The sequence below is a fragment of the Actinomycetospora sp. TBRC 11914 genome (assembly GCF_012933465.1).
Taxonomy (GTDB): Bacteria; Actinomycetota; Actinomycetes; order Mycobacteriales; family Pseudonocardiaceae; genus Actinomycetospora.
In genome coordinates this window covers 17469-39954 of record NZ_JABBND010000003.1, presented here as the reverse complement: position 1 = coordinate 39954, position 22486 = coordinate 17469, and the positions used below count along the sequence as shown (strand labels likewise).

Below are 22486 nucleotides of genomic sequence, written 5' to 3'. Positions count from 1 at the left end.
GTCCTCCCGTCGCCCGCGGGCCCTCCGGCCCCCGGTCGCCCCGACCCCGACCCGACCACGCGTGGGCACGGCGTCGGATCGCCGCGCGCACGCTATCGGGTGCCCGCGACCATCCGTGCGGCAACGGGTGATCGGGGGCGAGGTCCGGACGTTCGGGCGCAGACCGGATCGACCCGACGGGGGTGACGGGAGGGCCCGTCCGGTCGCCCTGCCCGTGGCCCACGCGTTCGGCCTACGCTCTGCGCCGTGCCCAGGCTCGCGACCGCCGCGAAACGCCTCGTGCTCGGACTCCCGTTCCGCAGCGACGAGCTCTCGGACACGTTGCTGCGCAAACGCATCGCGCTCCCCGTGTTCGCCTCCGACGCCCTGTCCTCCGTGGCGTACGCGCCGCAGGAGGTCCTGGTCACCCTGTCGCTGGCCGGGCTCGGCGCCTACGTGTTCTCGCCGTGGATCGGCCTCGCGGTGGTCCTGGTCCTCGCGACCGTGGTGATCAGCTACCGGCAGAACGTGCACGCCTACCCCTCCGGCGGCGGCGACTACGAGATCGCCACGGTCAACCTGGGCCGGCCGGCGGGGCTGACGGTGGCGTCCGCGCTGCTCGTCGACTACACGCTGACGGTCGCGGTGTCGATGTCCTCGGCCGCGGACAACCTCGGCGCGCTCATCCCGTTCGTCGGCACGCACAAGGTCCTCTTCTGCGTGGCGGCGATCCTCGTGCTCACCGCGGTCAACCTGCGCGGCGTGCGCGAGTCCGGGGCGGCGTTCGCGATCCCGGTCTACTGCTTCATCGCGAGCCTCGTCGCGATGATCGTCGTCGGGGTGATCCGGATCGTCGTGGTCGGGGAGCCGCTGACCGCGCCGAGCGCCGCGATCGACGTCGTCGCCGAGGACCAGCAGCTCTCGCAGTTCGCCCTGATGTTCCTCGTGCTGCGCTCGTTCACCCAGGGCTGCGCCGCGCTGACCGGCGTCGAGGCGATCTCCAACGGCGTCCCGGCCTTCCGCAAGCCCAAGTCGCGCAACGCCGCGACCACCCTCGCGATGCTCGGGCTCATCGCGGTCGGTCTGTTCGCCGGCATGCTCGCCCTCGCGCGCGCCACCGGGGTGCACCTCGCGGAGGACCCGGACACCCAGATCGCCGGCGCCCCCCCGGGCTACAAGCAGGAGACGCTGATCGCCCAGCTCGCCCAGACGATCTTCCAGGGCTTCGCGCCCGGGTTCTGGGCGGTGACGATCTTCACGGCGCTGATCCTGGTGCTGGCCGCGAACACCGCGTTCAACGGCTTCCCGGTGCTCGGCTCGATCCTCGCCCAGGACCGCTACCTGCCCCGCCAGCTGCACACCCGCGGCGACCGGCTCGCGTTCTCGAACGGGATCCTGTTCCTGGCGTTCTTCGCGGTGGTGCTCGTCGTGGGGTTCGGTGCCCAGGTCACGGCGCTGATCCCGCTGTACACCGTCGGCGTGTTCGTCTCGTTCACGCTGTCGCAGACCGGGATGGTCCGGCACTGGAACCGGCTGCTGCGCACCGAGACCGACGGCGGCGAGCGGCGCCGGCTCCACCGGGTCCGCATCGTCTCCGCGTTCGGCGCGACCATGACCGGGGTCGTCCTCGTCGTCGTGCTCGTCACCAAGTTCGCCGTCGGGGCGTGGATCGCGATCGTGGCCGGCGCCCTGGCCTTCGCGCTGATGCTCTCCATCCGCAAGCACTACGACCGGGTGGCCGAGGAGATCGCCGCGCCCGAGGTCATCGACGCGGTCCTGCCCAGCCGCAATCACGCGGTGGTGCTGGTCTCGACGGTGCACCTCCCGACGCTGCGGGCGGTCGCCTACGCCCGCGCGACGCGGCCCGACGTCCTCGAGGCGATCACGGTCAACGTCGACGACGCCGACACCCGCAAGGTGGTCGCCGACTGGGAGCACCGCCAGCTCCCGGTGCCGCTCAAGGTGCTGGAGTCGCCCTACCGGGAGATCACCCGGCCGATCCTGCAGTACGTCAAGCGGATCCGGACCGACAACCCCCGCGACGTCGTCACGGTGTTCATCCCCGAGTACGTGCTCGGGCGCTGGTGGGAGCAGCTGCTGCACAACCAGAGCGCGCTGCGCCTCAAGGGCCGGCTGCTGTTCCAGAAGGGCGTGATGGTGGTCAGCGTGCCGTGGCAGCTCGAGTCGTCGGCGCGGGCCGCGGCCCGGCGGCCCCCGATGGCGCCCGGGGTGGCGCGCCGCGGCTACGAGGCGCCGCCGCCCGGCAACGGGGGCGCCGCGCCGCACCGGGCCGCCGAGGCCCCGGGCACCCTGCCCCCGCTCGGCCCGACGTCGGGCACCACCACGTCGCCCAAGGACCCCGCGGGCCCCGACGGGGCGCCGCCGCGCCCGGGCGCCGATGTCCGCTGACCCCGCGACCGCGGCGGGGGAGCAGGCCGGGTCGTGGGTGGACCGCCTGCTCGACGTCGAGGTCGGCGCGGTCGCCCACGGCGGGCACTGCGTGGCCCGCCACGAGGGCCGGGTGGTCTTCGTCCGCCACGCCCTGCCCGGCGAGCGGGTCCACGCGGTGGTCACCGAGGACGGCGGCGGGTCCTTCTGCCGCGCCGACGCGGTCACCGTGCTGCGGGAGGCCCCCGGCCGCGTCGAGCCGGTGTGCCCCTGGGCCGGCCCCGGGGGGTGCGGCGGCTGCGACTGGCAGCACGCCGACCACGACACCCAGCGCGCGCTCAAGGCCGCCGTCGTCGCCGAGCAGCTCGCCCGGCTCGCCGGCATCGAGCGCGAGGTCGTCTGCGAGGCCCTGCCCGGCGGCCCGCTGGGCTGGCGCACCCGGCTGCGGATGGCGGTCACCGACGACGGCCGGCCCGGGCTGCGGGCCCACCGCAGCCACGAGGTGCTCCCCGTCGGGATGTGCCCGATCGCGGCGCCGGGCGCGCTGGAGCCGGTGCTCGAGCGCGGCTGGACGCCCACTGCGGAGATCGAGATCGTGCGCGACGCCGCGGGGGAGACCCACACCGCCGAGCTGTTCGAGGGCGAGCGGCACGCCGAGACCGGCTCCGGGGTGGCCCACGAGCATGCCGCCGGGCGCGACTGGGAGCTCCCGGCGCCCGCGTTCTGGCAGGTGCACCCGGGCGCGGCCGACGCGGTGGTGGCCGCGGCCCTCGAGGGCGCCGGCGACCTCGCGGCCGGCGAGACGGTCTGGGACCTCTACGGCGGGGCCGGGCTCATCGCGGCGGCGCTCGCGGAGCGGGTGGGGGCCGACGGGCTCGTCGTCCTCGTCGAGTCCGACCCCGACGCGACCGCGGCGGCGGGCACCAACCTCGCCGACCTGCCGTCGTGCCGGGTGGTGCGGGGCCGGGTGGAGAAGGTGCTGGACTCGCTCGTGCGGGCCGACGGGGCGCCCGACGTCGTCGTGGCCGACCCGCCCCGCAAGGGCCTCGGCCGGGCGCTGGCCGCGCGGCTCGGCGCCGTCGGGGCGCGGCGCCTCGTCCACGTCGCCTGCGACCCCGCGGCGCTCGCCCGCGACGTCGCGGCCCTGGGCGAGGCGGGCTACCGGCTCGAGGGCCTGCGGGTGTTCGACGCGTTCCCGATGACCCACCACGTGGAGTGCGTCGCGACGCTGGTGCGGGACGGGAGACGCAGCAGTGAGGGGAGCACGCCGGTAGGGGAGCTCGACCCCAGGTCGGGGCAGTGAGCTGCCCGACGCCGCCCGAGGGCCTCGTCGCGCTCGGCCTGGTCCCGGCCGGCCCCGTCAGCTTCCTCGACGGCGTGGGGCTGGTCGACCACCACTGCCACTCGGTGGTGGCGGGTGACCTCGACCGCCCGGCGTTCGAGTCGTTGCTCACCGAGGGGGACGGCCCCGCCCCCGGCACCTCGGCGTTCGACTCCGCGCTCGGCTTCTCGGTGCGCCGCTGGTGCGCGCCGGTGCTCGGCCTGCCGCCGCACGCCCCACCCGAGGACTACCTCGCCCGCCGCGCCGAGATCGGCGCCGGCCCCGCCTCCCGGGCGCTGCTGCGCGCGGCGGGGACCGAGGCGCTGCTGGTCGACCACGGGTTCGCCGCCGACGGGCTGCTGGGGCTGGACGAGCTGGCCGTGGCCGCGTCGGCGCCGGTCGGCGAGGTGGTGCGCCTCGAGGCGGTCGCCGAGGACGTCGCCGACGCCGGGGTGGACGCGACCGGCTACGGCGACGCGGTGGCCGCCGAGGTCGCCCGGCGCACCGCCGCGGGGACCCGCCCGCTCGCCGTGGCCTGCAAGACCGTGCTCGCCTACCGCGCGGGCCTGGACGTCGATCCGCGCCGCCCGGAGCCGGTGGAGGTCGCCAAGGCGGCCGACACGTGGCTGCCGCGACGTGCCGTCGACCACACCCCGCTACGCGACCCGGTGCTGCTGCGCCACGGCATCTGGGCCGGCCTCGACACCGGGCTGCCGCTGCAGCTGCACACCGGGTTCGGGGACGCCGACGAGGACCTCCACCGGTCCGACCCCGCCCTGCTCGCGGGCTTCGCGCGGCTGGTCGAGCCGCTCGGCGTACCGCTGTGCCTGCTGCACACCTACCCGTACCACCGCCAGGCGGCGTGGCTCGCGCAGGTGTTCTCCTGCGTCCACGTCGACGTGAGCCTGGCCGTGCCCTACGTGGGGGCCCGCTCCCGGTCGGTGATCGCCGAGATGCTCGAGCTCGCTCCCTTTGCCAAGGTGCTCTACGCCTCGGACGCCTACGGCCTGCCCGAGCTGCACCTGCTGGGCGCGCTGCGCTTCCGCGCCGCGCTCGGCGGGCTGCTCGAGCAGGCCTGCGCGACCGACGAGATCGCTCCCGCCGACGCCGAACGGGTGGCCACCATGATCGCTCGCGACAACGCCCGCCGGGTCTACCGGCGGATGCCGGCGTGACCGGCCCCAGCGGGGACGGGGCCTCACCGACGGGCCCGGCCCTCGGGACGGTGCCCCCGCCCGCCCGGACCCCCGCCCCGCCCGTGCCCCCGGCCCTGGCCGCCGCGCTCGAGGCCGAGCTCGGCGCCGCGGTCGGGCTGCGGCACGCCCTGCACGCCGACCCGCGGGTCTCCGGCGACGAGGCCGACTCCCGCGACGCGGTCGCGGCCGCGCTCGGCGCCCCGCTCGAGCCGGTCGCGGACACCGGCGGCCTGCTCCGCCTCGGCGGCCCGGGGCCCGCCGTCGCGGTGCGCGCCGAGCTCGACGCGCTGCCGGTGGTCGAGCAGACCGGCCTCCCGTTCTCCGCCACCGGCCCCGCCGCCCACGTCTGCGGCCACGACGTGCACGTCGCCGCCCTCGTGGCGCTCGCCCGCGCCGTCGCGGTGACCGGCCCGGAGGTGCTCCCGGCGCCGCTGCTCGCGGTGTTCCAGCCGCGGGAGGAGAAGGCGCCGAGCGGGGCGGCCGACGTCGTCGCCTCCGCCGCGTTCCGGGCGCACACCCCGGCCGCCGTCCTCGGGGTCCACGTCCAGCCCGAGCTGCCCCGCGGGGTGGTCTCCGCCCGCCCCGGGCCGGTCAACGCCTCGGCCGACGAGATCGAGATCACCGTGCACGGCCGCGCCGGGCACGGCGGCTACCCGCACCGCACCCGCGACCCCGTGCTGGCGCTCGCGCAGGTCGTCGTGTCGCTCCAGCACGTGGTGTCCCGGCGGGTGAACCCGCTGGAGGCGGGCGTGGTGACCATCGGCCAGATGACGGCGGGCAGCGCCCCGAACGTCGTCCCCGCCGAGGCCACCGCCCGCGGCACCGTCCGCGCCCTCGACGCCGACCGCGACGAGATCCTCGCCGCGGTCCGCGACGTCGTCGAGCACACCGCCGCCGCGCACGGCTGCACCGGCGAGGTGCGGGTGGTGCCGAACGAGCCCGCCGTCGTCAACGACGACCGCCTGGCCTCGGCCGTCGCCGCGAGCCTGGGCGGGCGGCGCCGGGGCGAACGGGCACCGGCCGGGCTGGTGCTCGACACCGGCTTCCGCTCGTGCGGCGCGGACGACTTCTCCCACTACGCGGCGGGCGAGGACGCCCCGCCGGACGGTCCTAACGGGTCGAGCTCCGCTCCGCTGCGTCTCCCGGCGATGATGCTCTTCGTGGGCACGGCCGACCCCGACGCCGCGCTCGGCAGCGCCCCCGGCCTGCACCACCCGGCGTTCTCTCCCGACGACGCCATGGTCGGCGAGGTCGCCCGTGCCCTGCTCGCCGCCGTGGTCGCGGCGGGGCACGAGATCACCACCCCACCCGCACCACCCCAGGAGTCCCGGTGACCGAGATCCGTCACTTCAGCCAGGCCTTCCTCCGCGACCCGCTGCACGTCGCGGCCCTCTTCCCGAGCTTCCCGCCGCTGTGCCGCCAGGCGATCGCGCCGCTGCCCGCGACCGGCGACCCCGTCGTGCTCGACCTCGGCGCCGGCACCGGTTCGGTGACCGACGAGATCCAGAAGCGGCTCGGCGGGCGGGGCCGCCACATCGCGATCGAGTTCGACGAGGCCATGGCGGAGGTGCTGCGCGAGCGGCACCCCGAGGTCGAGGTCATCTGCGACGACGCCCACGCCGCCGTCGAGAAGCTGCTCGCCGAGGGCGTGCGGGCGGACCTGTCGGTGTCCGGGCTGCCGTGGCTCGCGACCGCCCCGAAGGGCCGCTCGATCTTCCCCCTGCTGGCCCGCCTGGCCGCTCCCGGCGGCGCCGTGACACAGCTCGCGCACGCCTGGATCCGGTTCTTCCCGACGGCGAGGCAGGTGCAGCGCAACCTCGAGGCCACCTTCGAGGAGGTGGTGGTCAGCCGCACGGTGTGGGCCAACGTGCCGCCCGCGGTGGTCTACGTGGCGCGGCGTCCGCGCACCGCGTAGCGAAGGGGACGGCCCGTCTGACTCGTCACCCCGTCGCGCGCGGCACCTGCACGGGCCGGTGTTCTCCGTAGACTGATCCCCGGCCCGCGCGCCGGGCCCCGACCCCGGGACCCGTGAGAGATGAGGCGAGGAGCAGTGAGCCTGCTGCAGCGCGTCCGCACCCCGGCCGACCTGAAGGCGCTGGCCGCCGACCAGGTCGACTCCCTCGCCGCCGAGATCCGCGGGTTCCTCGTGGACACGGTGTGCCGCACCGGGGGGCACCTCGGTCCGAACCTGGGCGTCGTGGAGCTGACGCTGGCGCTGCACCGGGTGTTCGAGTCCCCGCGCGACGCGCTGGTGTTCGACACCGGCCACCAGAGCTACGTCCACAAGATCGTCACGGGGCGCTCCGGTGAGTTCGACGGCCTGCGCCAGGGCGGGGGCCTGTCCGGCTACCCGAGCCGGACCGAGAGCGAGCACGACCACGTCGAGAACTCCCACGCCTCCACCGCGCTCTCCTGGGCCGACGGGCTGGCGAAGGCCGACGCGCTGCTCGGCCGGGAGCGCTCGGTGGTGGCGGTGGTCGGCGACGGCGCCCTGACCGGCGGCATGTGCTGGGAGGCGCTCAACAACATCGCCGGGTCGGACCGCCCCGTCGTCATCGTCGTCAACGACAACGGCCGCTCGTACGCGCCGACCATCGGCGGGCTCTCCGAGCGGCTCTCGACGCTGCGCCTCGCGCCGCGCTACGAGGAGGCCCTCGAGCACGGCAAGCGCGCGCTGCAGAAGATCCCGGTGGTCGGCAAGGGGATCTACTCGGCGGTGCACGCGGCCAAGGCCGGCGTCAAGGACGCGATCACCCCGCAGGCGCTGTTCTCCGACCTCGGGATCAAGTACGTCGGACCGGTCGACGGCCACGACGTCGAGGCCCTCGAGACCGCCCTCGCGGCGGCGCGCGACTTCGGCGCCCCGGTGATCGTCCACGCCGTCACCTACAAGGGCCGCGGCTTCCCCTCGGCCGAGCAGGACCAGGCCGAGCAGATGCACTCGGTGGGCGTGCTCGACCCCGACACCGGACTGCCGGTCGGCCCGAAGCCCCGCGAGTGGACCTCGGTGTTCACCGACGCGATGCTCGAGCTCGGCCGGGAGCGCTCCGACGTCGTCGCGATCACCGCGGCCATGCCCGGCCCGACGGGGCTCTCCGCGTTCGGTGAGGCGTACCCCGAGCGGCTCTTCGACGTCGGGATCGCTGAGGCGCACGCCATGACCTCCGCGGCGGGGCTCGCCCACGGCGGCCTGCACCCGGTGGTCGCGGTGTACTCGACGTTCCTCAACCGCGCGTTCGACCAGCTGCTCATGGACGTGGCGCTGCACCGCGAGCCGGTGACCGTGGTGCTGGACCGCGCCGGCGTGACCGGGTCCGACGGCGCCTCGCACAACGGCATGTGGGACCTCTCGATCATGGGGATCGTGCCCGGTCTGCGGGTGGCCGCGCCGCGCGACGCGGTGACCCTGCGGGAGGAGCTGCGCGAGGCCGTCGGGATCGGCGACGGGCCGACCGCGCTGCGCTGGTCGAAGGGCGCGGTCCCGGGCGAGGTGCCGGCGCTGCGGCGTGTCGGGCCCGGCGGGGTCGCCGCGTCCGGCGGTCCCGGCGCCGTGGACGTGCTCGCCGAGCCCGGCCGGCTCTCCCGCGCCGCGCCGCGCCCGACCGCCGTGGAGCGGCTCGACGACGACGAGACCCCGGGCGTGCCCGACGTCCTGCTCATCGCGGTCGGCGCGTTCGGCCAGCTCGGCATCGAGGCCGCGGACCGGCTCACCGCCCAGGGGATCGGGGTGACCGTGGTCGACCCGCGGTGGTGCCAGCCGGTCCCGGAGGCGCTCTGCGAGCTCGCGGCCGCCCACCGGCTCGTCGTCACCGTCGAGGACGGCGGGCGCCACGGCGGCTTCGGCTCGGCGGTGGCCGACCGGCTCGCCGAGGCCGGGATCGACGTCCCGGTGCGCCGGATCGCCCTGGAGCAGGAGTTCCTCGCGCACGACAGCCGCGGCGCGATCCTCACCGCGGCCGGCCTGACCGACCAGGACGTGGCCCGGCGGGTCACCGAGTGGGTCTCCGGCCGCGCGGCGGACACGGTGCCGGTGGTGTCGACGCTGCCGCGGGCGGCGGGGGACGGGACTCGCTGAGGCGGGCCCCACGTCCCGGTGCCAGCAATGGCACGTTCCTGGCATCTGACGCCAGGACCGCGCCGTTCACCCACGGGGCCCGGGCCCGGCCGGCCGATCGACCAGATCCACCCAGCGAATCCTCAGCCCCCGCTCAGCCTGTCAGTGGCATCGTGAGGGTGTGCGGATTCTGATCGTGGAGGACGAGCAGGCGCTGGCCGATGCGCTGGCGCGCGGCCTGCGTCGCGAGGGCATGGCCGTCGACGTCGCGTACGACGGCGACTCCGGCTCCGAGAAGGCCTCGGTGACCCGCTACGACGTCGTGGTCCTCGACCGCGACCTCCCGGGCCGTTCCGGGGACGAGCTGTGCGCCGAGATGGCGGGCGGCGTCACCCGCGTGATCATGCTGACGGCGAGCGGCACGCTGCGCGACAAGGTCGCGGGCCTGGCCCTCGGCGCCGACGACTACCTCGCCAAGCCCTTCGACTTCCCCGAGCTCGTCGCGCGCATCCGCGCCCTCGGCCGCCGCGCCACCCCCGCGGTGCCGCCGGTGCTCGAGGCCGCGGGCGTGGTGCTCGACCCGGCGAAGCGCACCGTCCTGCGTGACGGCGGGCCGGTCGACCTCACCCGCAAGGAGTTCGGCGTCCTCGAGGTGCTGCTCGCCGCGGGCGGGGCGGTCGTGTCCTCGGAGGAGCTGCTCGAGCGGGTCTGGGACGAGAACGCCGACCCGTTCACGACGACGGTGCGGGTCACCGTCATGACCCTGCGCAAGAAGCTCGGCGAGCCGGGGATCATCGACACGGTGGTGGGTTCGGGCTACCGGGTCCGCACCGACACCCCCGCGACGGTCTAGGGGCGACCGCCCGGGGAACCGGGCACCCCGAGCATCTCCCGGGCCTCGGCGCTCGTCGCCGGCCGCCGCCCGAGCGTCGCGAGCAGGGCCACCGCCTCGTCGAGCAGCTCCGCGTTCGAGGGCCGGCGCCCGCCCCCGTGGTCCTCGAGCCCGACCCGCACGTGCCCGCCGCGCTCGAGGGCGAGCCGGGCCAGCCCGCACCCGACGACGTCGCCGCCCAGCACCGCCACCGACCACGGCAGCCCGCTGGGCGCGAGCATCTCCAGGTAGGCGTCGAGGGCCCGCTCGGTGGGCGGCAGCCCGAACTCCAGCGATCCCCCGAAGTACAGCTTGACGATCGCGCCCGGCGGCACCCGGCCGTGCCGGTGCAGCGTCAGCGCGGTGCGCAGGAACCCCGGCTCGAAGACCGAGATGCTGGGCGCGGCCCGGAGCGCGGCGCTGCGGGCGAACATGTACTCGGTGTCGGCGAAGCTGTTCTGGTACGGCCCGGGCGCCGCGGCGGCGGGCACCGTGCCGTCGCTGGTGAGCCCCACGTTGACCGACCCCGGGTCGACGAGGGTCATCCCGCCGAGCCCGCGCCGGGCGAGCTCCTCGACGTGGGCCCAGCGGTCCTCGATCGCGATGCCCCGGGCGCCCGCCCCCATCGTCGGGTAGAGCAGGGCGTCGGGCCGGGCGGCGACGACGGGCTCCCAGGCCTCGAGGTACGGCTCGACCGCGTGCACCCCGGAGACGGTGAACATCGGGTCGTCGTGGTGGTTGTGGACGATGGCCGCGCCGGCGTCCAGACAGGCCAGGGCCTCGCGGGTGATCTCGGCGGGGCTGCGGGGCACGTGCGGGTTCTGCTCGCGCGCGGTGGCGCCGTTGAGCGCCACCTCGATGACCACCGGATCCGCGTCCGCCACGGCCCGAGGATGCCCTATGGACAAGATCCTCACCCGATCGGCGGATCGGTGTGCGGAAACCGTGACCGCGGCTTTTCCGACCGCGTTGACGTCACGTATTCGGACGATCGCTGCGAGTAGCGACCCCCGACGCTCCCCCCACGAGAGGAACTCTCCCATGGCCATGATGCGCAAGACCGTCCTCGCCGCCGCCCTGATCAGCTCCGGCCTGGTGTCGACCACCGGCATGGCGTTCGCCAGCGACCACACCGACGGGGCGACGGTCCAGAAGGGCGTCGTCAACTCCAGCGACTTCGCCCCGAACACCACCGGCGACGCCTGTTCGAACGACGTCCCGGTCAACGTGCTCGGCGTGCAGGTCCCGGTGCAGGACAACGCGGCGGGTGTGCCGGTCGCCTCGAAGGCGGGCCACGGCAACGACGCGGGCATCGCCAAGAAGTGCTCCAACCCGATCCACGCGGTCAACTGACGCACCACCGCGCTCGCCCCGGGCCCGGTCCCGCGCCTCGGCGCGTGGGGCCGGGCCCGTGGCGTCTGCGGGTCTCGGTCGTTGGACTGATCGACGGTGGGCGCGGCGCGGGAGGGGGAGGGACGATGACGACGATGCGCGACGAGGTCACGGCGCTCTTCGCGCAGGCGCTCGACGGCGACGAGCACGCCGAGCTCGAGCTCGGGCGCCGCTGGCTCGACGACGGCGACTCGAACGCGGAGCGCGCCGCCCATGCGCTGGCCGCCGCGGCGCTCGCGGAGCTGGAGCGCGACCCGGTCTACCGCGCCTGGACCGACGGGCCGCCGCTGGCGGCCCGCGTCGCCGCCTGGGCCCGTCCCGCACGGGTCGCGGGACCGGACGCACGGCTCACGCGGGGTCACCGCGGACGGACGTAGGCTCGGCAACCGTGCTGCGCCGTGCCGACCGCGCGCCCGAGGAGGGCCGCCCCGCCGGGCCGCCCTTCGCGCGCCGGCGTCGCGGTCCCGGGCTGCGGATCCGGCTCACGCTGCTCGCGACGGGCCTCGTCGCCGCCGTCAGCGCGCTGCTGCTGTGGCTGGGGTGGATGCTCGTCGGCGAGGTGGCCGCGTCGCTGCCGACCCTGGCGCCGCAGACCCCCGTCCTCGTCGACGGCGTGTCGGTGCCCGCCGGCGAGATCGCCGCGGCGCTGGGGCACAGCGCGCGGACCGAGGTGCTCCAGGTCGGCACCGTCGCGTTCGCCCTGGTCGTGGTGGCCGCGGCGATGGTGTCGTGGGTCCTGACGGGGCACGTGCTGCGCCCGGTGCACGAGGTCACCGCGACCGCCCGCCACCTCTCGGCGGAGTCGCTGGACGAGCGCATCGACCTCGAGGGCCCGCGCGACGAGGTCGCCGAGCTCGCCGACACCTTCGACGCGATGCTCGACCGGCTCCAGGCGGCCTTCGACGCGCAGCGCCGCTTCGTCGCCAACGCCAGCCACGAGCTGCGCACCCCGCTGGCCGTGCTGCGCACCGAGATCGACGTGACCCTCGCGGACCCGGACGCCGACGTCGCCGAGCTGCGCCGCATGGCCGGCGTCCTGCGCGACGCCACCCGCCGGGCCGAGGGCCTGGTCGAGGGGCTGCTGCTGCTCGCGCGGACCGAGGCCGCGGAGCACCGGGCGGTCGGCGGCGACGAGCCGGTGGACCTCGACCTGGCCGCGCACGGCGCCCTCGACGCGGTGCGCGCCGAGGTGGAGGCCCGGCGGCTGCGGATCGAGGTGAGCCCCGGCCCGGCGGGGGAGGCGGCGGTCGTCGTCGGGGACGCGGCGCTGCTCGAGCGGGTGGTGGGCAACCTCGTCGAGAACGCGGTGCGGCACAACGTCGAGGGCGGCTGGCTCGCGGTGACCGCGCGGCGCCTGGCCGACGACGACGTGCCCCGGGTGGAGCTGGTCGTCGCCTCCTCGGGACCGGAGCTCGACCCGGAGCGGGTGCCCGACCTGTTCGAGCCGTTCCGGCGGGGCGCCGACCGGGTCGGCTCCGGTTCCGGCCTCGGGCTCTCGATCGTGCGGGCGGTGGTCCGCTCCCACGGCGGCACGGTGGACGCCGAGCCGGTGCCGGGCGGCGGGCTCTCGGTGCGGGTGGTGCTGCCGGCGGCGCCGGAGTCTCAGGCGTCGGGGTCGCTGAACAACGGGGCGACCGTTCCCACCTGATCCCGGGCCGCCACCTGGTCCCGGGCCTGGTCGTGCCCCGAACCCCGGCGACGACGCCGGCGGGGCCGGCTCCCGGAGGGGCTCGACGAACCGCGGTCCTCGTCCGCCCCCGCGTCCGTGTCGGGGCCCTCCCCGGCCGACGGTCCCGTGGCGTGCAGCGCCTCGAGCAGTCCCGGCCCGGTCAGCTCCCGCTGCCACGGGCGGGCGCCGCCGGCGGCGAGCACGGCGTCGACCGAGCCCGCGTCGAGGTGCTCGGGCGGGGTCCAGCACAGCCGCCGCACGAGGTCGGGCTGCAGCAGGTTCTCGACCGGGGTGTCCCACTGCTCGGCCAGCGCCGCGAGGTGCGCCCGCGCGGCCGTCAGGCGGGCCGCGGCGTCGGGGTCCTTGTCGGCCCAGCGGTTGACCGGGGGTGGTCCGTCGCCGGCGGGAGAGGACTCGGGGAGCTCCGCGGCGGGCAGCGTCGCGCCCGCCCGGATCGCCCGCCACCAGCGGTCGGCGAGGCGCCGCTGCGCGCGCCCGCGGAAGACCGGCAGGGCGGCCAGCGCGTCCTTGTCGGCGGGCTCGCGGAGGGCGGCGTCGACGATGGCCGCGTCGGGCAGCAGACGCCCGGGCGCGACGTCCCGGGAGGCCGCGAGCTGGTCGCGGGACTCCCAGAGGGACCGGACGACGGCGAGCTGGCGGGGCCGGCGCACCTTGTGCAGCCCGGAGGTGCGGCGCCACGGCTCGGCGCGCCGCGGCGGGGGACCGGCCAGGCGGACCGCCTCGAACTCCTCGGCCGCCCACCGGCTCTTGCCCTGGCGCTCGAGGTCGGCGGCGAGCAGGTCGCGCATCGGCACGAGCAGTTCGACGTCGAGGGCGGCGTAGACGAGCCAGTCGGCCGGCAGCGGCCGGGTCGACCAGTCGGCGGCGCCGTAGCCCTTGCGCAGCCGGATGCCGAGCAGCCGCTCGGCGAGCGGGCCGAGGCCCACGCGCGGATACCCCGCGAGGCGGCCGGCCAGCTCGGTGTCGAAGAGCGAGTCCGGGTGCATCCCCACCTCGGCGAGGCAGGGCAGGTCCTGGGAGGCGGCGTGCAGCACCCACTCCACGCCGCGCAGCGCCTCGCCGAGGACCGAGAGGTCGCCGTCGAGGGCGATGGGGTCGACGAGGGCCGACCCGGCGCCCTCCCGGCGCAGCTGCACCAGGTAGGCCCGGGCCGAGTACCGGAACCCGGACGCCCGTTCGGCGTCCAGGGCGACCGGCCCGCTCCCGGCGGCCATCGCCTCGGCCAGCGAGGTCAGGCCCGCGCGGTCGGTGACCAGGTCGGGCACGCCCTCGGCGGGGGCCAGGAGGTCGACGACGTCCGCGCCGGACTCCGTCTCGTCGACCTCCCGACCCCCACCTGCCGTGCCGGGGGCGCCGGACTCGTCGGGCGTGCTCAGCGGATGACGCCGGCCCGCATGGCCAGCGCGACCATCTGGGCGCGGTCGCCCGTGCCGAGCTTGCGACCGATGCGCGAGAGGTGGCTCTTGACCGTCAGGGCCGAGAGGCTCAGCGCGTCACCGATCTCCTTGTTCGAGCGGCCGTCGGCCACCAGCTGGAGCACCTCGACCTCGCGGGCGGAGAGCTCCCGCGGGGTGTTGTCGGTGGCCGGCACCCGGGTCCCCGCCGCGAGCAGCGGAGCGACCGAGGGGTCGGCGTAGAGGCCGCCCTCGAGCACCCGCCGGACGCCGTCGGTGACGATGCCGGGCGAGGCGGACTTGAGCAGGTACGCCTGGGCGCCCGCCTGGAAGGCCGCCCGTACCGCGGACGGGTCGTCCGAGGCCGCCAGCACCACCACGCGGTTCCAGCCCTGGGCCCGCAGCTCCGCGATCAGGTCGAGCCCGCTGCCGTCCGGCAGACCGAGGTCGAGGATCGCGAGGTCGCACGGCCCGGAGGCCAGGGCCCTCGTCCTTGCCTCGGAGATCGAGGCCGCCTCGTGGACGGTGCCCGCGCCCATCGAGGACAGACGCTGCGCGATCGCTTCGCGCAGCAGCGGGTGGTCGTCGACCACCAGCACGGAGAACATCTCTTCCCGCGGATGCGGAACCATCGCCGGTGGCAACAGCCCGCTCGCGACGCCTCGTAGAGCCATCCCTGGGCCCACGGTAGCCACGTCAACTACCTCCCTGGAGTCGGTCTTGCCCCCCGACATGACGCACCCGGAACCCCCGGCCGCCGACCGCGCCGCCGAACGGCCGAGGAAGTGCGTCGCGGGAGAACATATCCCCCCTGGCGAGTTAACGAGAGCATTAGGGCCAACTTCGCTCGGTGGAGTTTCGCTCGGAACGGCGGTTCCGTCACTCCTCGGTGTCATCGGTCGACGCTCCGTCGTCTCCTCGTGACACTGAGTGTAGTTGCCGTGACGGTGAGTGCTCAAAGACTCCAGATGCCGCAGGGCGGTTGCAACCATCGACGCAATCTCGGCTCAACATCAGCCGTAGCGCCTCAGCGACGTTCGGCGGCGGCTCCGTGGCCCGCTCGCGGCCAGTCGTTCACCCGCGTTGGCGAAGGGCGGATGCATCCGGCAGATGCACACATGTCGGCGCCGTGGCCTGCGCAAATGGTGACATCGGCACCAGTGGTACCGGGAAATGGGGGTGTAGAACTGCCGTGAACCGCATCGCGCAGAGACGTCGCGGCGGTCGGTGTCTCCCGTTGATCACCCCGGACCGGGGTCAGCCGGGGCGGCGCGCCGTGAGGCTCGCGACGCCCACCGGCGGGAGGCCGGCCGCGGTCGCCAGCACCGTCGTGAACGCCGTGCCGTGCTCGGTGAGGTCGACCGGCGTGTCGCCGACCACCGGCGTCCACGACGCCCGGAGCTCGAGGTCGGTGACGTGCGAAGGCCCCGAGATGTCGCCGAAGCGGACCGAGGAGGTCTGCGTGACCGTGCCACCGACCGCGGTCGCGTCGGCCCCGCTCTCCTCGAGGGCGCCCGTGAGCCAGGACCAGGCGACCTCGGGGAGCAGCGGGTCGTTCGCGTGCTCGGGGTCGAGCTCGGCGCGCACGAAGGTCACCAGGCGCAGCGTGCCGTCCCAGGCCTCCTGGCCGTCGGGGTCGTGCAGGAGCACCAGGCGGCCGGTGACGAGCACGTCGGGCTCGCCGTCGGCCGGGTCCACGGCCGGGGAGACCACCTCGGCGCTCCACGCGGCGGACCACGGCGCGAGGCGCTGGGGCGGGCGCATGTCGCGCAGCTCGATCTCGGGACGGGGACGCAGAGCGGCCAGCGACTCCACGGCCCGAACGAACGTCTCGGGAGCGGTCGCGGCAGCGGTCACGTCGCGGAGAGTAGGTGGCCCGCGCCACCGGCGGGAGTACCGACGCGCCGTGCGGGGGCTCCACCCCCGTCGGCGTGCCCCGTCGGCGTGGCGCGTCCCGGTGGTGCGCCGGGACGGGAACGCACGCACGGGACCGCGGGCCGGACCTGGCACACTAGGGCCACCATGAGTGCGCCGACCTCGAGCACGGTCGCCGGGTCGGGCAGCCCGGTGGCTCCGTCCCCGCGACGGGCCCTCCCGGGTTCCGCCTTCCTCGCCGCCGCCCGCGGGGAGCGCCCCACCCACCTGCCCGTCTGGTTCATGCGCCAGGCCGGACGCTCGCTGCCCGAGTACCGCACGGTGCGGCAGGGCACCGGGATGCTCGAGTCCTGCCTGACGCCCGAGCTGGCCTGCGAGATCACGCTGCAGCCGGTGCGCCGCTACGGGGTGGACGCCGCGATCCTCTTCTCCGACATCGTCGTGCCGCTCAAGGTGGCCGGCGTCGGGGTGGACATCGTGGCCGGCACCGGCCCCGTCGTCGACGCGCCGGTGCGCACCGCCGCCGACGTGACTGCGCTGCCGCGCCTGGACCCCGACGCCGTCGCGCCGGTGGCCGACGCCGTCCGGCTGCTCGTCGGCGAGCTGGGTGACACACCGCTGATCGGGTTCGCCGGGGCGCCGTTCACCCTCGCCTCCTACCTGGTCGAGGGCGGGCCGAGCCGCAACCACGAGCGCACGAAGGCGCTCATGCACGCCGAGCCGGCGACCTGGCACGCGCTGCTCGACCACCTCGCCGACCTGACGCTGACGTTCCTGCGGGCCCAGGTCGACGCCGGGGTCGACGCGGTGCAGCTGTTCGACTCCTGGGCCGGCGCGCTCTCCGAGCGGGACTACCGCGCACTGGTGCTGCCGCACTCGGCGAAGGTCCTCGCGGGCCTGGCCGACGCCGGCGTGCCCCGCGTGCACTTCGGCGTCGGCACCGGGGAGCTGCTCGGCGCCATGGGCGAGGCGGGCGCCGACGTCGTCGGGGTCGACTGGCGCGTCCCGCTCGACGAGGCGACGCGCCGGATCGGGCCCGCCCGCGCCGTGCAGGGCAACCTCGACCCGGCCGTGCTGTTCGCGGGTCCCGAGGTCGTCGAGCGGGAGGTCCGGCGGATCGTCGACGAGGGCCGGGCGGCCCCCGGCCACGTGGTGAACCTCGGGCACGGCGTGCTGCCCGAGACCGATCCCGACGCGCTCGCCCGCGTCGTCGACCTGGTGCACGCCCTCCCCGTCTCGTGACGGCCGCCCGTGTCGTCGTCGTGGGCGGCGGGGTCAGCGGGCTCGCCGCCGCGCACCGGCTCCGCACCCGCCTCGGCGACGACGCGGCGATCACCGTGCTCGAGTCGGCCCGCGTGCTCGGCGGCAAGCTCGCCGCGGTCGACCTGGCGGGGGTGCGCGTGGACGTCGGGGCCGAGGCCTTCCTCGCCCGCCGCCCGGAGGCCGCCGCGCGGCTGACCGAGCTGGGGCTCGCCGACGAGATCGTGCACCCCTCGGCCGCGTCCTCGGCCGTCCGCGCCGGCGGGGCCACCCACGCCATGCCGCGCCGCACGGTGATGGGCGTCCCCGCCGACGCGGCCGCCGTCGCCGGCCTGCTCTCCCCGGCCGGGCGCGACGCCCTCGCCGCCGAGGACACGCGCGGCCCGCTGCGCTGGACCGGCGACGACTCGGTAGGCGGCCTGGTGCGGGCCCGGCTCGGCGACGAGGTGGCCGACCGGCTCGTCGACCCGCTCCTCGGCGGGGTCTACAGCGGGCGGGCGGACTCCCTCGGCGTCCGGGCGACGGTGCCCGCGCTGGCCGCCGCGCTCGACCGCGGCGCGGTCTCGCTGCGCGCCGCCGCCGCCGACGCGCTCCCCGCCGCCCCGCCGGAGGGCACCGCCCCGGCCCCCGTCTTCGGGACCCTGCGGACCGGGCTCGCCGACCTGCCGCCCGCCCTCGCCGTCGCCGCCCGGGCCGACGTCCGGCTGGCCCGCACGGTGACCGGCCTCGCCCGGACCGCCGGCGGCTGGCGGGTGACGGCCGCGGGACCGGCGGGGGAGGAGGCCCACGAGGCCGACGCGGTGGTGCTCGCCGTCCCGGCCCCGGCCCTGCGGCGCCTGCTCGGCGGGGTCGCCCCGGCGGCGGCGCAGGCGGCCGCCGGGATCGAGCTGGCCTCCAGCGCCGTCGTCGCGCTCGCCGTCCCGCTGGGCACCGATCTCGGGGGGCGCTCCGGCGTGCTCCTCGGCTCGGGGGAGCGGCGCCCCGACGGCACGCCCTGGACGATCAAGGCGGTGACCGTGTCGTCGGTCAAGTGGCCGCACCTGGTGGGCGACGAGGCCCTGGTGCTGCGGGCCTCGGTCGGGCGCTTCGGCGACACGGCCGCGCTGGACCGCGACGACGACGAGCTCGTGACGGCGGTGCGCGACGACCTCGCCGCGCTCCTGGGGCTGACGGTCGAGCCGCTCGAGACGGTGGTGGCGCGCTGGGGCGGGGGGCTGCCGCAGTACGGCGTCGGGCACGGCGAGCGGATCGCGGCGCTCGAGGACGCGGTCGCCGCCGTCCCGGGGCTCGCGGTCGCCGGGGCGGCGCTGCACGGCGTCGGCGTCCCGGCCTGCCTCGCGACGGCGGACACGGCCGCGGAGCGGGTGCTGGCCCACCTCGCGGCGACCCGGTCCGGTGCTGAGCGAGGGGCACCTTCGGTCGGATAGATCGGTGAGGGGCGCCCATCGTCGGAACCTCGGCCCGCCCCCGTCCCCCGTCCCCGCCCGTCCTCGAGCGCGAGGGGAGCCCTCGTACCACTAGAGCGACCGAATCCTCCCCTCGCGAGCAGGGACGTCCGCCGCGAGGGGAGGATCCGGACCGCTAGAGCGACCGAGGGGTCCCCTCGCGCCGGTGGGTGGGTGGGTGGTGGGTGCGGCGGTCACGACGCCGTGGTGGCCACGGCCCGCCGTCGGGCTCCCGTGGCACCATGGTCGACGTGGCCAGGCTGAACTACGACGAGCTGAACTCGACGATCCGCTACGCCATGTGGTCGGTCTTCCGCACCGACCAGGCGCGCCTGCCCGACGACCGCCGCGCGGCCGCCGAGGAGTTCGCCGCCGCGGTCGACGAGCAGGAGGCCAAGGGCGTCGTCGTGCGCGGGGTGTACGACCTCGCGGGCATGCGCGCCGACGCCGACTGGCTCGTCTGGACCCACGCCCCCGACGTCGAGTCGCTGCAGGCGACGTACACCGCGCTGCGGCGCACCGCGCTCGGCCGGGCCTCGGAGCCGGTCTGGTCCACCACGGCGCTGCACCGCCCGGCGGAGTTCAACAAGAGCCACGTGCCGGCGTTCATCGCCGGCGAGGAGCCCAAGGGCTACCTCTGCCTCTACCCGTTCGTCCGGTCGCTGGACTGGTACCTGCTGCCCGACGAGGAGCGGCGCCAGATGCTCGCCGACCACGGCAAGGCCGCCCGCGGCTACGCCGACGTCCGCGCCAACACCGTGCCCGCGTTCGCCCTCGGCGACTACGAGTGGATCCTGGCCTTCGAGTCCGACCAGCTCGACCGCATCGTCGACCTCATGCGCGACCTGCGGGCCACCGAGGCCCGCCGGCACGTCCGCGAGGAGATCCCCTTCTTCACGGGCCCGCGGGTCGAGCCGGGCGCGCTGCTCGCGTTCTCGGCGTGACGGGCCTGGTCCCGGGCACCCGCGCCGTCGTCACCGGCGGCAGCCGCGGCATCGGCCGGGCGGAGGCGCTCGCGCTGGCGGAGGCCGGCGCGCGCCTCGTCGTCGGGTACGGCAGCAGCGCCGAGGCCGCCGACGCCGTCGTCGCCGAGATCGCCGCCAAGGGCGGCGAGGCCCACGCCGTGCAGGCCGACCTGGCCGACCCGGACGCCGTCGTGACCCTGATGGACCGCGCGGCCGGACTGCTCGGCGGGATCGACGTCCTCGTCAGCAACGCGGGGATCGAGCACTTCGGCGAGCTCGGGACCGTCACCGCTGCCGAGTTCGACGCGGTCTTCGGCGTCAACACCCGCGGGCAGTTCCTCGCGGCGCAGGCGGCCCAGGCCCACATGGGCGAGGGCGGGCGGATCGTGCTGACCTCGTCGATCTCGGCGACGATGGGCGTGCCCGGGCACGCGCTCTACGCCGGCTCGAAGGCCGCGGTGGAGGCGATGGTGCGCTGCCTCGCGCTGGACCTGGTCCGCCGGGGGATCACGGTGAACGCGATCGCCCCCGGCGGCACCACCAGCGACATGTCGGCCGAGAACGGCCCGCACTACGCCAACGACCTGACGGCCATCTCCTGGCCGATGGGCCGCTACGGCGAGCCCGAGGACATCACCCCGACGGTGCTCTTCCTCGCCTCGCCCGACAGCGCCTGGATCACCGGCCAGACGCTGCGGGTCTCCGGCGGGCAGTAGGCCTCAGGCCTTGGGCTCCAACGTGAGCGAGACGCTGTTCATGCAGTACCGGTCGTCGGTGGGCGTGCCGTAGCCCTCGCCGTGGAAGACGTGGCCCAGGTGCGAGTGGCACGTCCCGCACAGCACCTCGACGCGGCGCATCCCCATCGAGGAGTCCTCGCGCAGGATGACGTTGTCGTCGGCCGAGGGCGCGTAGAACGACGGCCACCCGCAGTGGGAGGCGAACTTGGTCTCCGAACGGAACAGCTCCGCGCCGCACGCGCGGCAGTGGTAGACGCCCTCGGTGAACGTCTCGTCGTACTCCCCGGTGAACGGGCGCTCGGTGCCCGCTTCCCGCAGGACGTGGTACTCCTCCGGCGAGAGCTGCTCGCGCCACTCGGCGTCGGACTTCTCGACCTTCGGCTTGCCGATCGCACTGCTCATGCGTCCAGGCTAATACGGATCGCGCGCAACCGGTTCCGCCCGGAGAGGACGCGTCAGGACAGCCAGGAGCCGACGACGAGCTCCAGCACCCCGAAGATCACGTAGCCGGTGCCGATCAGGACGAGCACGACGAGCAGCCACGCCGTCCACCGCGTCGCCCCGCCGGCGCGGTTGGCCGACTCGGCGAAGTCCCGCACCCCGGAGAGCTCGCCCTCGACGGTGTACATCGGCCGCACCCGCTCCATGCGGTCGAGGTGCTCGGCGAACGCGCGGGCCTCCGGATCGTCCGGGTCGAGCCCGACGAGGTCGTCGTGGAAGCGGCGCGCCGGGTCGGGCCGGCCGGCTCCCGCTGCGGCGCCCCAGGTCATGTCGCTCACGGTAGCCTCCGATCCTGTGGCCCGGTCGCCGGCGGTGGAGCTCGAGGTGGGCGCGCGCACGGTGCGCGTCTCCAATCCCGACAAGATCTACTTTCCGGAGCGGGGGATCACCAAGCGGCAGGTGGTCGAGCACTACCTCGCGGTGGCCGACCCGCTCCTCGGAGTGCTCCGCGACCGGCCGACCCACCTCAAGCGCTTCGTCGACGGCGTGACCGGCGAGTGGTTCTACCAGAAGCGCCTGCCCAAGGGCGCTCCCGAGTACGCCGAGACCGTGCAGGTGCGGTTCCCCTCCGGCCGCCCGGCGGACGTGCTCTGCCCGACGGAACCCGCCGTGCTCGCCTGGGCCGCGAACCTCGGCACCTTCGACTTCCACCCCTGGCCGGTCCGCCGGCCCGACGTCGACGCGCCCGACGAGCTGCGCATCGACCTCGACCCGCAGCCCGGCACCGACTTCGCCGACGCGGCCCGCGTGGCCGCGACGCTGCGGGAGGTGCTCGCCGACGCCGACCTCGTCGGGTGGCCGAAGACCTCCGGCGGGCGGGGCATCCACGTGATGGTCCCGATCCGGCCCGAGTGGGACTTCGTCGCGGTCCGCCGCTGCGTGATCGCGATCGGCCGCGAGGTGCACCGCCGGATGCCCGAGCGGGCCACCGTCGACTGGTGGAAGGAGCAGCGCGGCGAGCGCGTCTTCCTCGACTTCAACCAGGCCGCGCGCGACCGGACGATCGCCTCGGCGTGGTCGGTGCGCGGCACCCCGCGCGCGACGGTGTCCTTCCCGCTGCGCTGGGAGGACCTGCCCGACGCCGAGCCCGACGACTTCGACGTGCTCACCGTCGCGGGCCTCTACGCCGAGCGCGGCGACGCCCACGCGGGCCTGCACGACGACCCGGCCGGCCTGGAGACCGCCCTGGAGTGGGTCGAGCGCGACGAGCGCGACCACGGTCTGGGCGACATGCCCTACCCGCCGGAGTACCCCAAGATGCCCGGCGAGCCGAAGCGGGTCCAGCCGAGCCGTAGCAGGGCTGACACCAGTGGAAAGACCGTCAGCTGAGGCTCCGGTGCGTGTGGCACAGCGTGACTCGGGCGATCGACGTCCAGCAGCCGGTCGTGGCCCGGAGCCCCGCCGTCCCGCCCGCGTCG

General features: G+C 75.8%; 21 protein-coding genes. 15 read left to right on the top strand and 6 right to left on the bottom strand.

The genetic code is table 11. The features are described from left to right. The first annotated feature begins 246 nt into the window (after positions 1–246). From HH311_RS08290 to HH311_RS08260, 7 genes are all read left to right on the top strand, one after another. Entirely contained in the window at positions 247–2388 is a 2142-nt protein-coding gene (locus HH311_RS08290; RefSeq protein ID WP_169183171.1) for an amino acid permease, read from the top strand. Further along, positions 2378–3670 carry a class I SAM-dependent RNA methyltransferase gene (locus tag HH311_RS08285; protein WP_169183170.1) on the top strand — a complete coding sequence of 431 codons (1293 nt, stop codon included), beginning with the start codon at positions 2378–2380 and terminating at the stop codon, positions 3668–3670. Before HH311_RS08290 ends, HH311_RS08285 begins: the two co-directional genes overlap by 11 nt. After that, entirely contained in the window at positions 3667–4863 is a 1197-nt protein-coding gene (locus HH311_RS08280) for an amidohydrolase family protein (protein ID WP_312030007.1), read from the top strand. Before HH311_RS08285 ends, HH311_RS08280 begins: the two co-directional genes overlap by 4 nt. Beyond that, complete coding sequence (locus tag HH311_RS08275) at positions 4860–6218, top strand: amidohydrolase (protein WP_312030006.1); 1359 nt, start codon at positions 4860–4862, stop codon at positions 6216–6218. Before HH311_RS08280 ends, HH311_RS08275 begins: the two co-directional genes overlap by 4 nt. After that, positions 6215–6799, top strand: a complete 585-nt coding sequence (locus tag HH311_RS08270; RefSeq protein ID WP_169183169.1) for a methyltransferase domain-containing protein — start codon at positions 6215–6217, stop codon at positions 6797–6799. The genes HH311_RS08275 and HH311_RS08270 overlap by 4 nt, the downstream gene beginning before the upstream one ends. 135 nt (positions 6800–6934) lie before the next feature. Then, positions 6935–8959 carry a 1-deoxy-D-xylulose-5-phosphate synthase gene (gene dxs / locus HH311_RS08265; RefSeq protein WP_169183168.1) on the top strand — a complete coding sequence of 675 codons (2025 nt, stop codon included), beginning with the start codon at positions 6935–6937 and terminating at the stop codon, positions 8957–8959. A 160-nt stretch (positions 8960–9119) separates the two neighbouring features. Next, positions 9120–9791 carry a response regulator transcription factor gene (locus HH311_RS08260; protein ID WP_169183167.1) on the top strand — a complete coding sequence of 224 codons (672 nt, stop codon included), beginning with the start codon at positions 9120–9122 and terminating at the stop codon, positions 9789–9791. Here the strand turns inward: HH311_RS08260 and HH311_RS08255 are convergent. Then, positions 9788–10693, bottom strand: coding sequence for a 3-keto-5-aminohexanoate cleavage protein (locus HH311_RS08255; protein ID WP_312030005.1), 906 nt, complete (start codon positions 10691–10693; stop codon positions 9788–9790). The two genes, HH311_RS08260 and HH311_RS08255, sit on opposite strands and share 4 nt — an antisense overlap. A 157-nt stretch (positions 10694–10850) precedes the next feature. Between HH311_RS08255 and HH311_RS08250 the strand changes: the two genes are divergently transcribed. The 3 genes from HH311_RS08250 (at position 10851) to HH311_RS08240 (ending at position 12849) form a co-directional block, all read left to right on the top strand. Beyond that, the gene (locus HH311_RS08250) at positions 10851–11162 is read left to right on the top strand and encodes a hypothetical protein (RefSeq protein WP_169183166.1); all 312 of its coding nucleotides are present in this window, start codon (positions 10851–10853) and stop codon (positions 11160–11162) included. 125 nt (positions 11163–11287) lie between these two features. Then, complete coding sequence (locus HH311_RS08245) at positions 11288–11578, top strand: hypothetical protein (RefSeq protein ID WP_169183165.1); 291 nt, start codon at positions 11288–11290, stop codon at positions 11576–11578. A 92-nt stretch (positions 11579–11670) separates the two neighbouring features. Beyond that, the gene (locus tag HH311_RS08240) at positions 11671–12849 is read left to right on the top strand and encodes a HAMP domain-containing sensor histidine kinase (RefSeq protein ID WP_312030042.1); all 1179 of its coding nucleotides are present in this window, start codon (positions 11671–11673) and stop codon (positions 12847–12849) included. Here the strand turns inward: HH311_RS08240 and HH311_RS08235 are convergent. The 3 genes from HH311_RS08235 to HH311_RS08225 all read right to left on the bottom strand — a co-directional run bounded on the left by HH311_RS08235 (position 12804) and on the right by HH311_RS08225 (position 16142). Then, positions 12804–14267, bottom strand: coding sequence for an HRDC domain-containing protein (locus HH311_RS08235; RefSeq protein WP_211189898.1), 1464 nt, complete (start codon positions 14265–14267; stop codon positions 12804–12806). The two genes, HH311_RS08240 and HH311_RS08235, sit on opposite strands and share 46 nt — an antisense overlap. After that, the gene (locus HH311_RS08230; protein ID WP_372460751.1) at positions 14264–14980 is read right to left on the bottom strand and encodes a response regulator; all 717 of its coding nucleotides are present in this window, start codon (positions 14978–14980) and stop codon (positions 14264–14266) included. The genes HH311_RS08235 and HH311_RS08230 overlap by 4 nt, the downstream gene beginning before the upstream one ends. 562 nt (positions 14981–15542) lie before the next feature. After that, positions 15543–16142, bottom strand: coding sequence for a DUF3000 domain-containing protein (locus HH311_RS08225; RefSeq protein WP_169183163.1), 600 nt, complete (start codon positions 16140–16142; stop codon positions 15543–15545). Positions 16143–16307: 165 nt separating this feature from the next. Here HH311_RS08225 and hemE point away from each other — a divergent pair, with 165 nt between their 5' ends. From hemE to HH311_RS08205, 4 genes are all read left to right on the top strand, one after another. Further along, positions 16308–17402 (top strand): uroporphyrinogen decarboxylase, encoded by a 1095-nt coding sequence (gene hemE, locus HH311_RS08220; RefSeq protein WP_169183162.1) that lies wholly within the window; start codon positions 16308–16310, stop codon positions 17400–17402. Further along, the gene (hemG, locus tag HH311_RS08215) at positions 17399–18847 is read left to right on the top strand and encodes a protoporphyrinogen oxidase (protein WP_169183161.1); all 1449 of its coding nucleotides are present in this window, start codon (positions 17399–17401) and stop codon (positions 18845–18847) included. Before hemE ends, hemG begins: the two co-directional genes overlap by 4 nt. A gap of 269 nt (positions 18848–19116) precedes the next feature. Beyond that, positions 19117–19809: a hydrogen peroxide-dependent heme synthase gene (gene hemQ, locus HH311_RS08210; protein WP_169183160.1), complete on the top strand. Its 693-nt coding sequence runs from the start codon at positions 19117–19119 to the stop codon at positions 19807–19809. Further along, a complete protein-coding gene (locus HH311_RS08205) occupies positions 19806–20546 on the top strand; it encodes an SDR family oxidoreductase (RefSeq protein ID WP_211189871.1) in 741 nt (246 codons plus the stop codon). Before hemQ ends, HH311_RS08205 begins: the two co-directional genes overlap by 4 nt. A 3-nt stretch (positions 20547–20549) precedes the next feature. On the opposite strand, the gene msrB is transcribed toward HH311_RS08205, so the two are convergent. Both msrB and HH311_RS08195 read right to left on the bottom strand, forming a co-directional pair. Further along, positions 20550–20969: a peptide-methionine (R)-S-oxide reductase MsrB gene (gene msrB / locus HH311_RS08200; RefSeq protein WP_169183159.1), complete on the bottom strand. Its 420-nt coding sequence runs from the start codon at positions 20967–20969 to the stop codon at positions 20550–20552. Between the two features lie 53 nt (positions 20970–21022). Then, positions 21023–21337 (bottom strand): hypothetical protein, encoded by a 315-nt coding sequence (locus tag HH311_RS08195; RefSeq protein ID WP_169183158.1) that lies wholly within the window; start codon positions 21335–21337, stop codon positions 21023–21025. On the opposite strand from HH311_RS08195, the gene ligD reads away from it, so the two are divergent. Continuing rightward, positions 21336–22397: a non-homologous end-joining DNA ligase gene (gene ligD / locus HH311_RS08190; RefSeq protein WP_169183157.1), complete on the top strand. Its 1062-nt coding sequence runs from the start codon at positions 21336–21338 to the stop codon at positions 22395–22397. The genes HH311_RS08195 and ligD overlap by 2 nt on opposite strands. The last annotated feature ends 89 nt before the right edge of the window (positions 22398–22486 follow it).

Excerpts from the sequence above, each read along its gene's own strand:
- HH311_RS08285 (WP_169183170.1), top strand. The coding sequence starts at position 2,378 with ATGTCCGCTGACCCCGCGACCGCGGCGGGGGAGCAGGCCGGGTCGTGG.
- HH311_RS08250 (WP_169183166.1), top strand. The coding sequence starts at position 10,851 with ATGGCCATGATGCGCAAGACCGTCCTCGCCGCCGCCCTGATCAGCTCC.
- HH311_RS08245 (WP_169183165.1), top strand. The coding sequence starts at position 11,288 with ATGACGACGATGCGCGACGAGGTCACGGCGCTCTTCGCGCAGGCGCTC.
- hemE (WP_169183162.1), top strand. The coding sequence starts at position 16,308 with ATGAGTGCGCCGACCTCGAGCACGGTCGCCGGGTCGGGCAGCCCGGTG.
- msrB (WP_169183159.1), bottom strand. The coding sequence starts at position 20,969 with ATGAGCAGTGCGATCGGCAAGCCGAAGGTCGAGAAGTCCGACGCCGAG.
- ligD (WP_169183157.1), top strand. The coding sequence starts at position 21,336 with ATGTCGCTCACGGTAGCCTCCGATCCTGTGGCCCGGTCGCCGGCGGTG.
- HH311_RS08195 (WP_169183158.1), bottom strand. The coding sequence starts at position 21,337 with ATGACCTGGGGCGCCGCAGCGGGAGCCGGCCGGCCCGACCCGGCGCGC.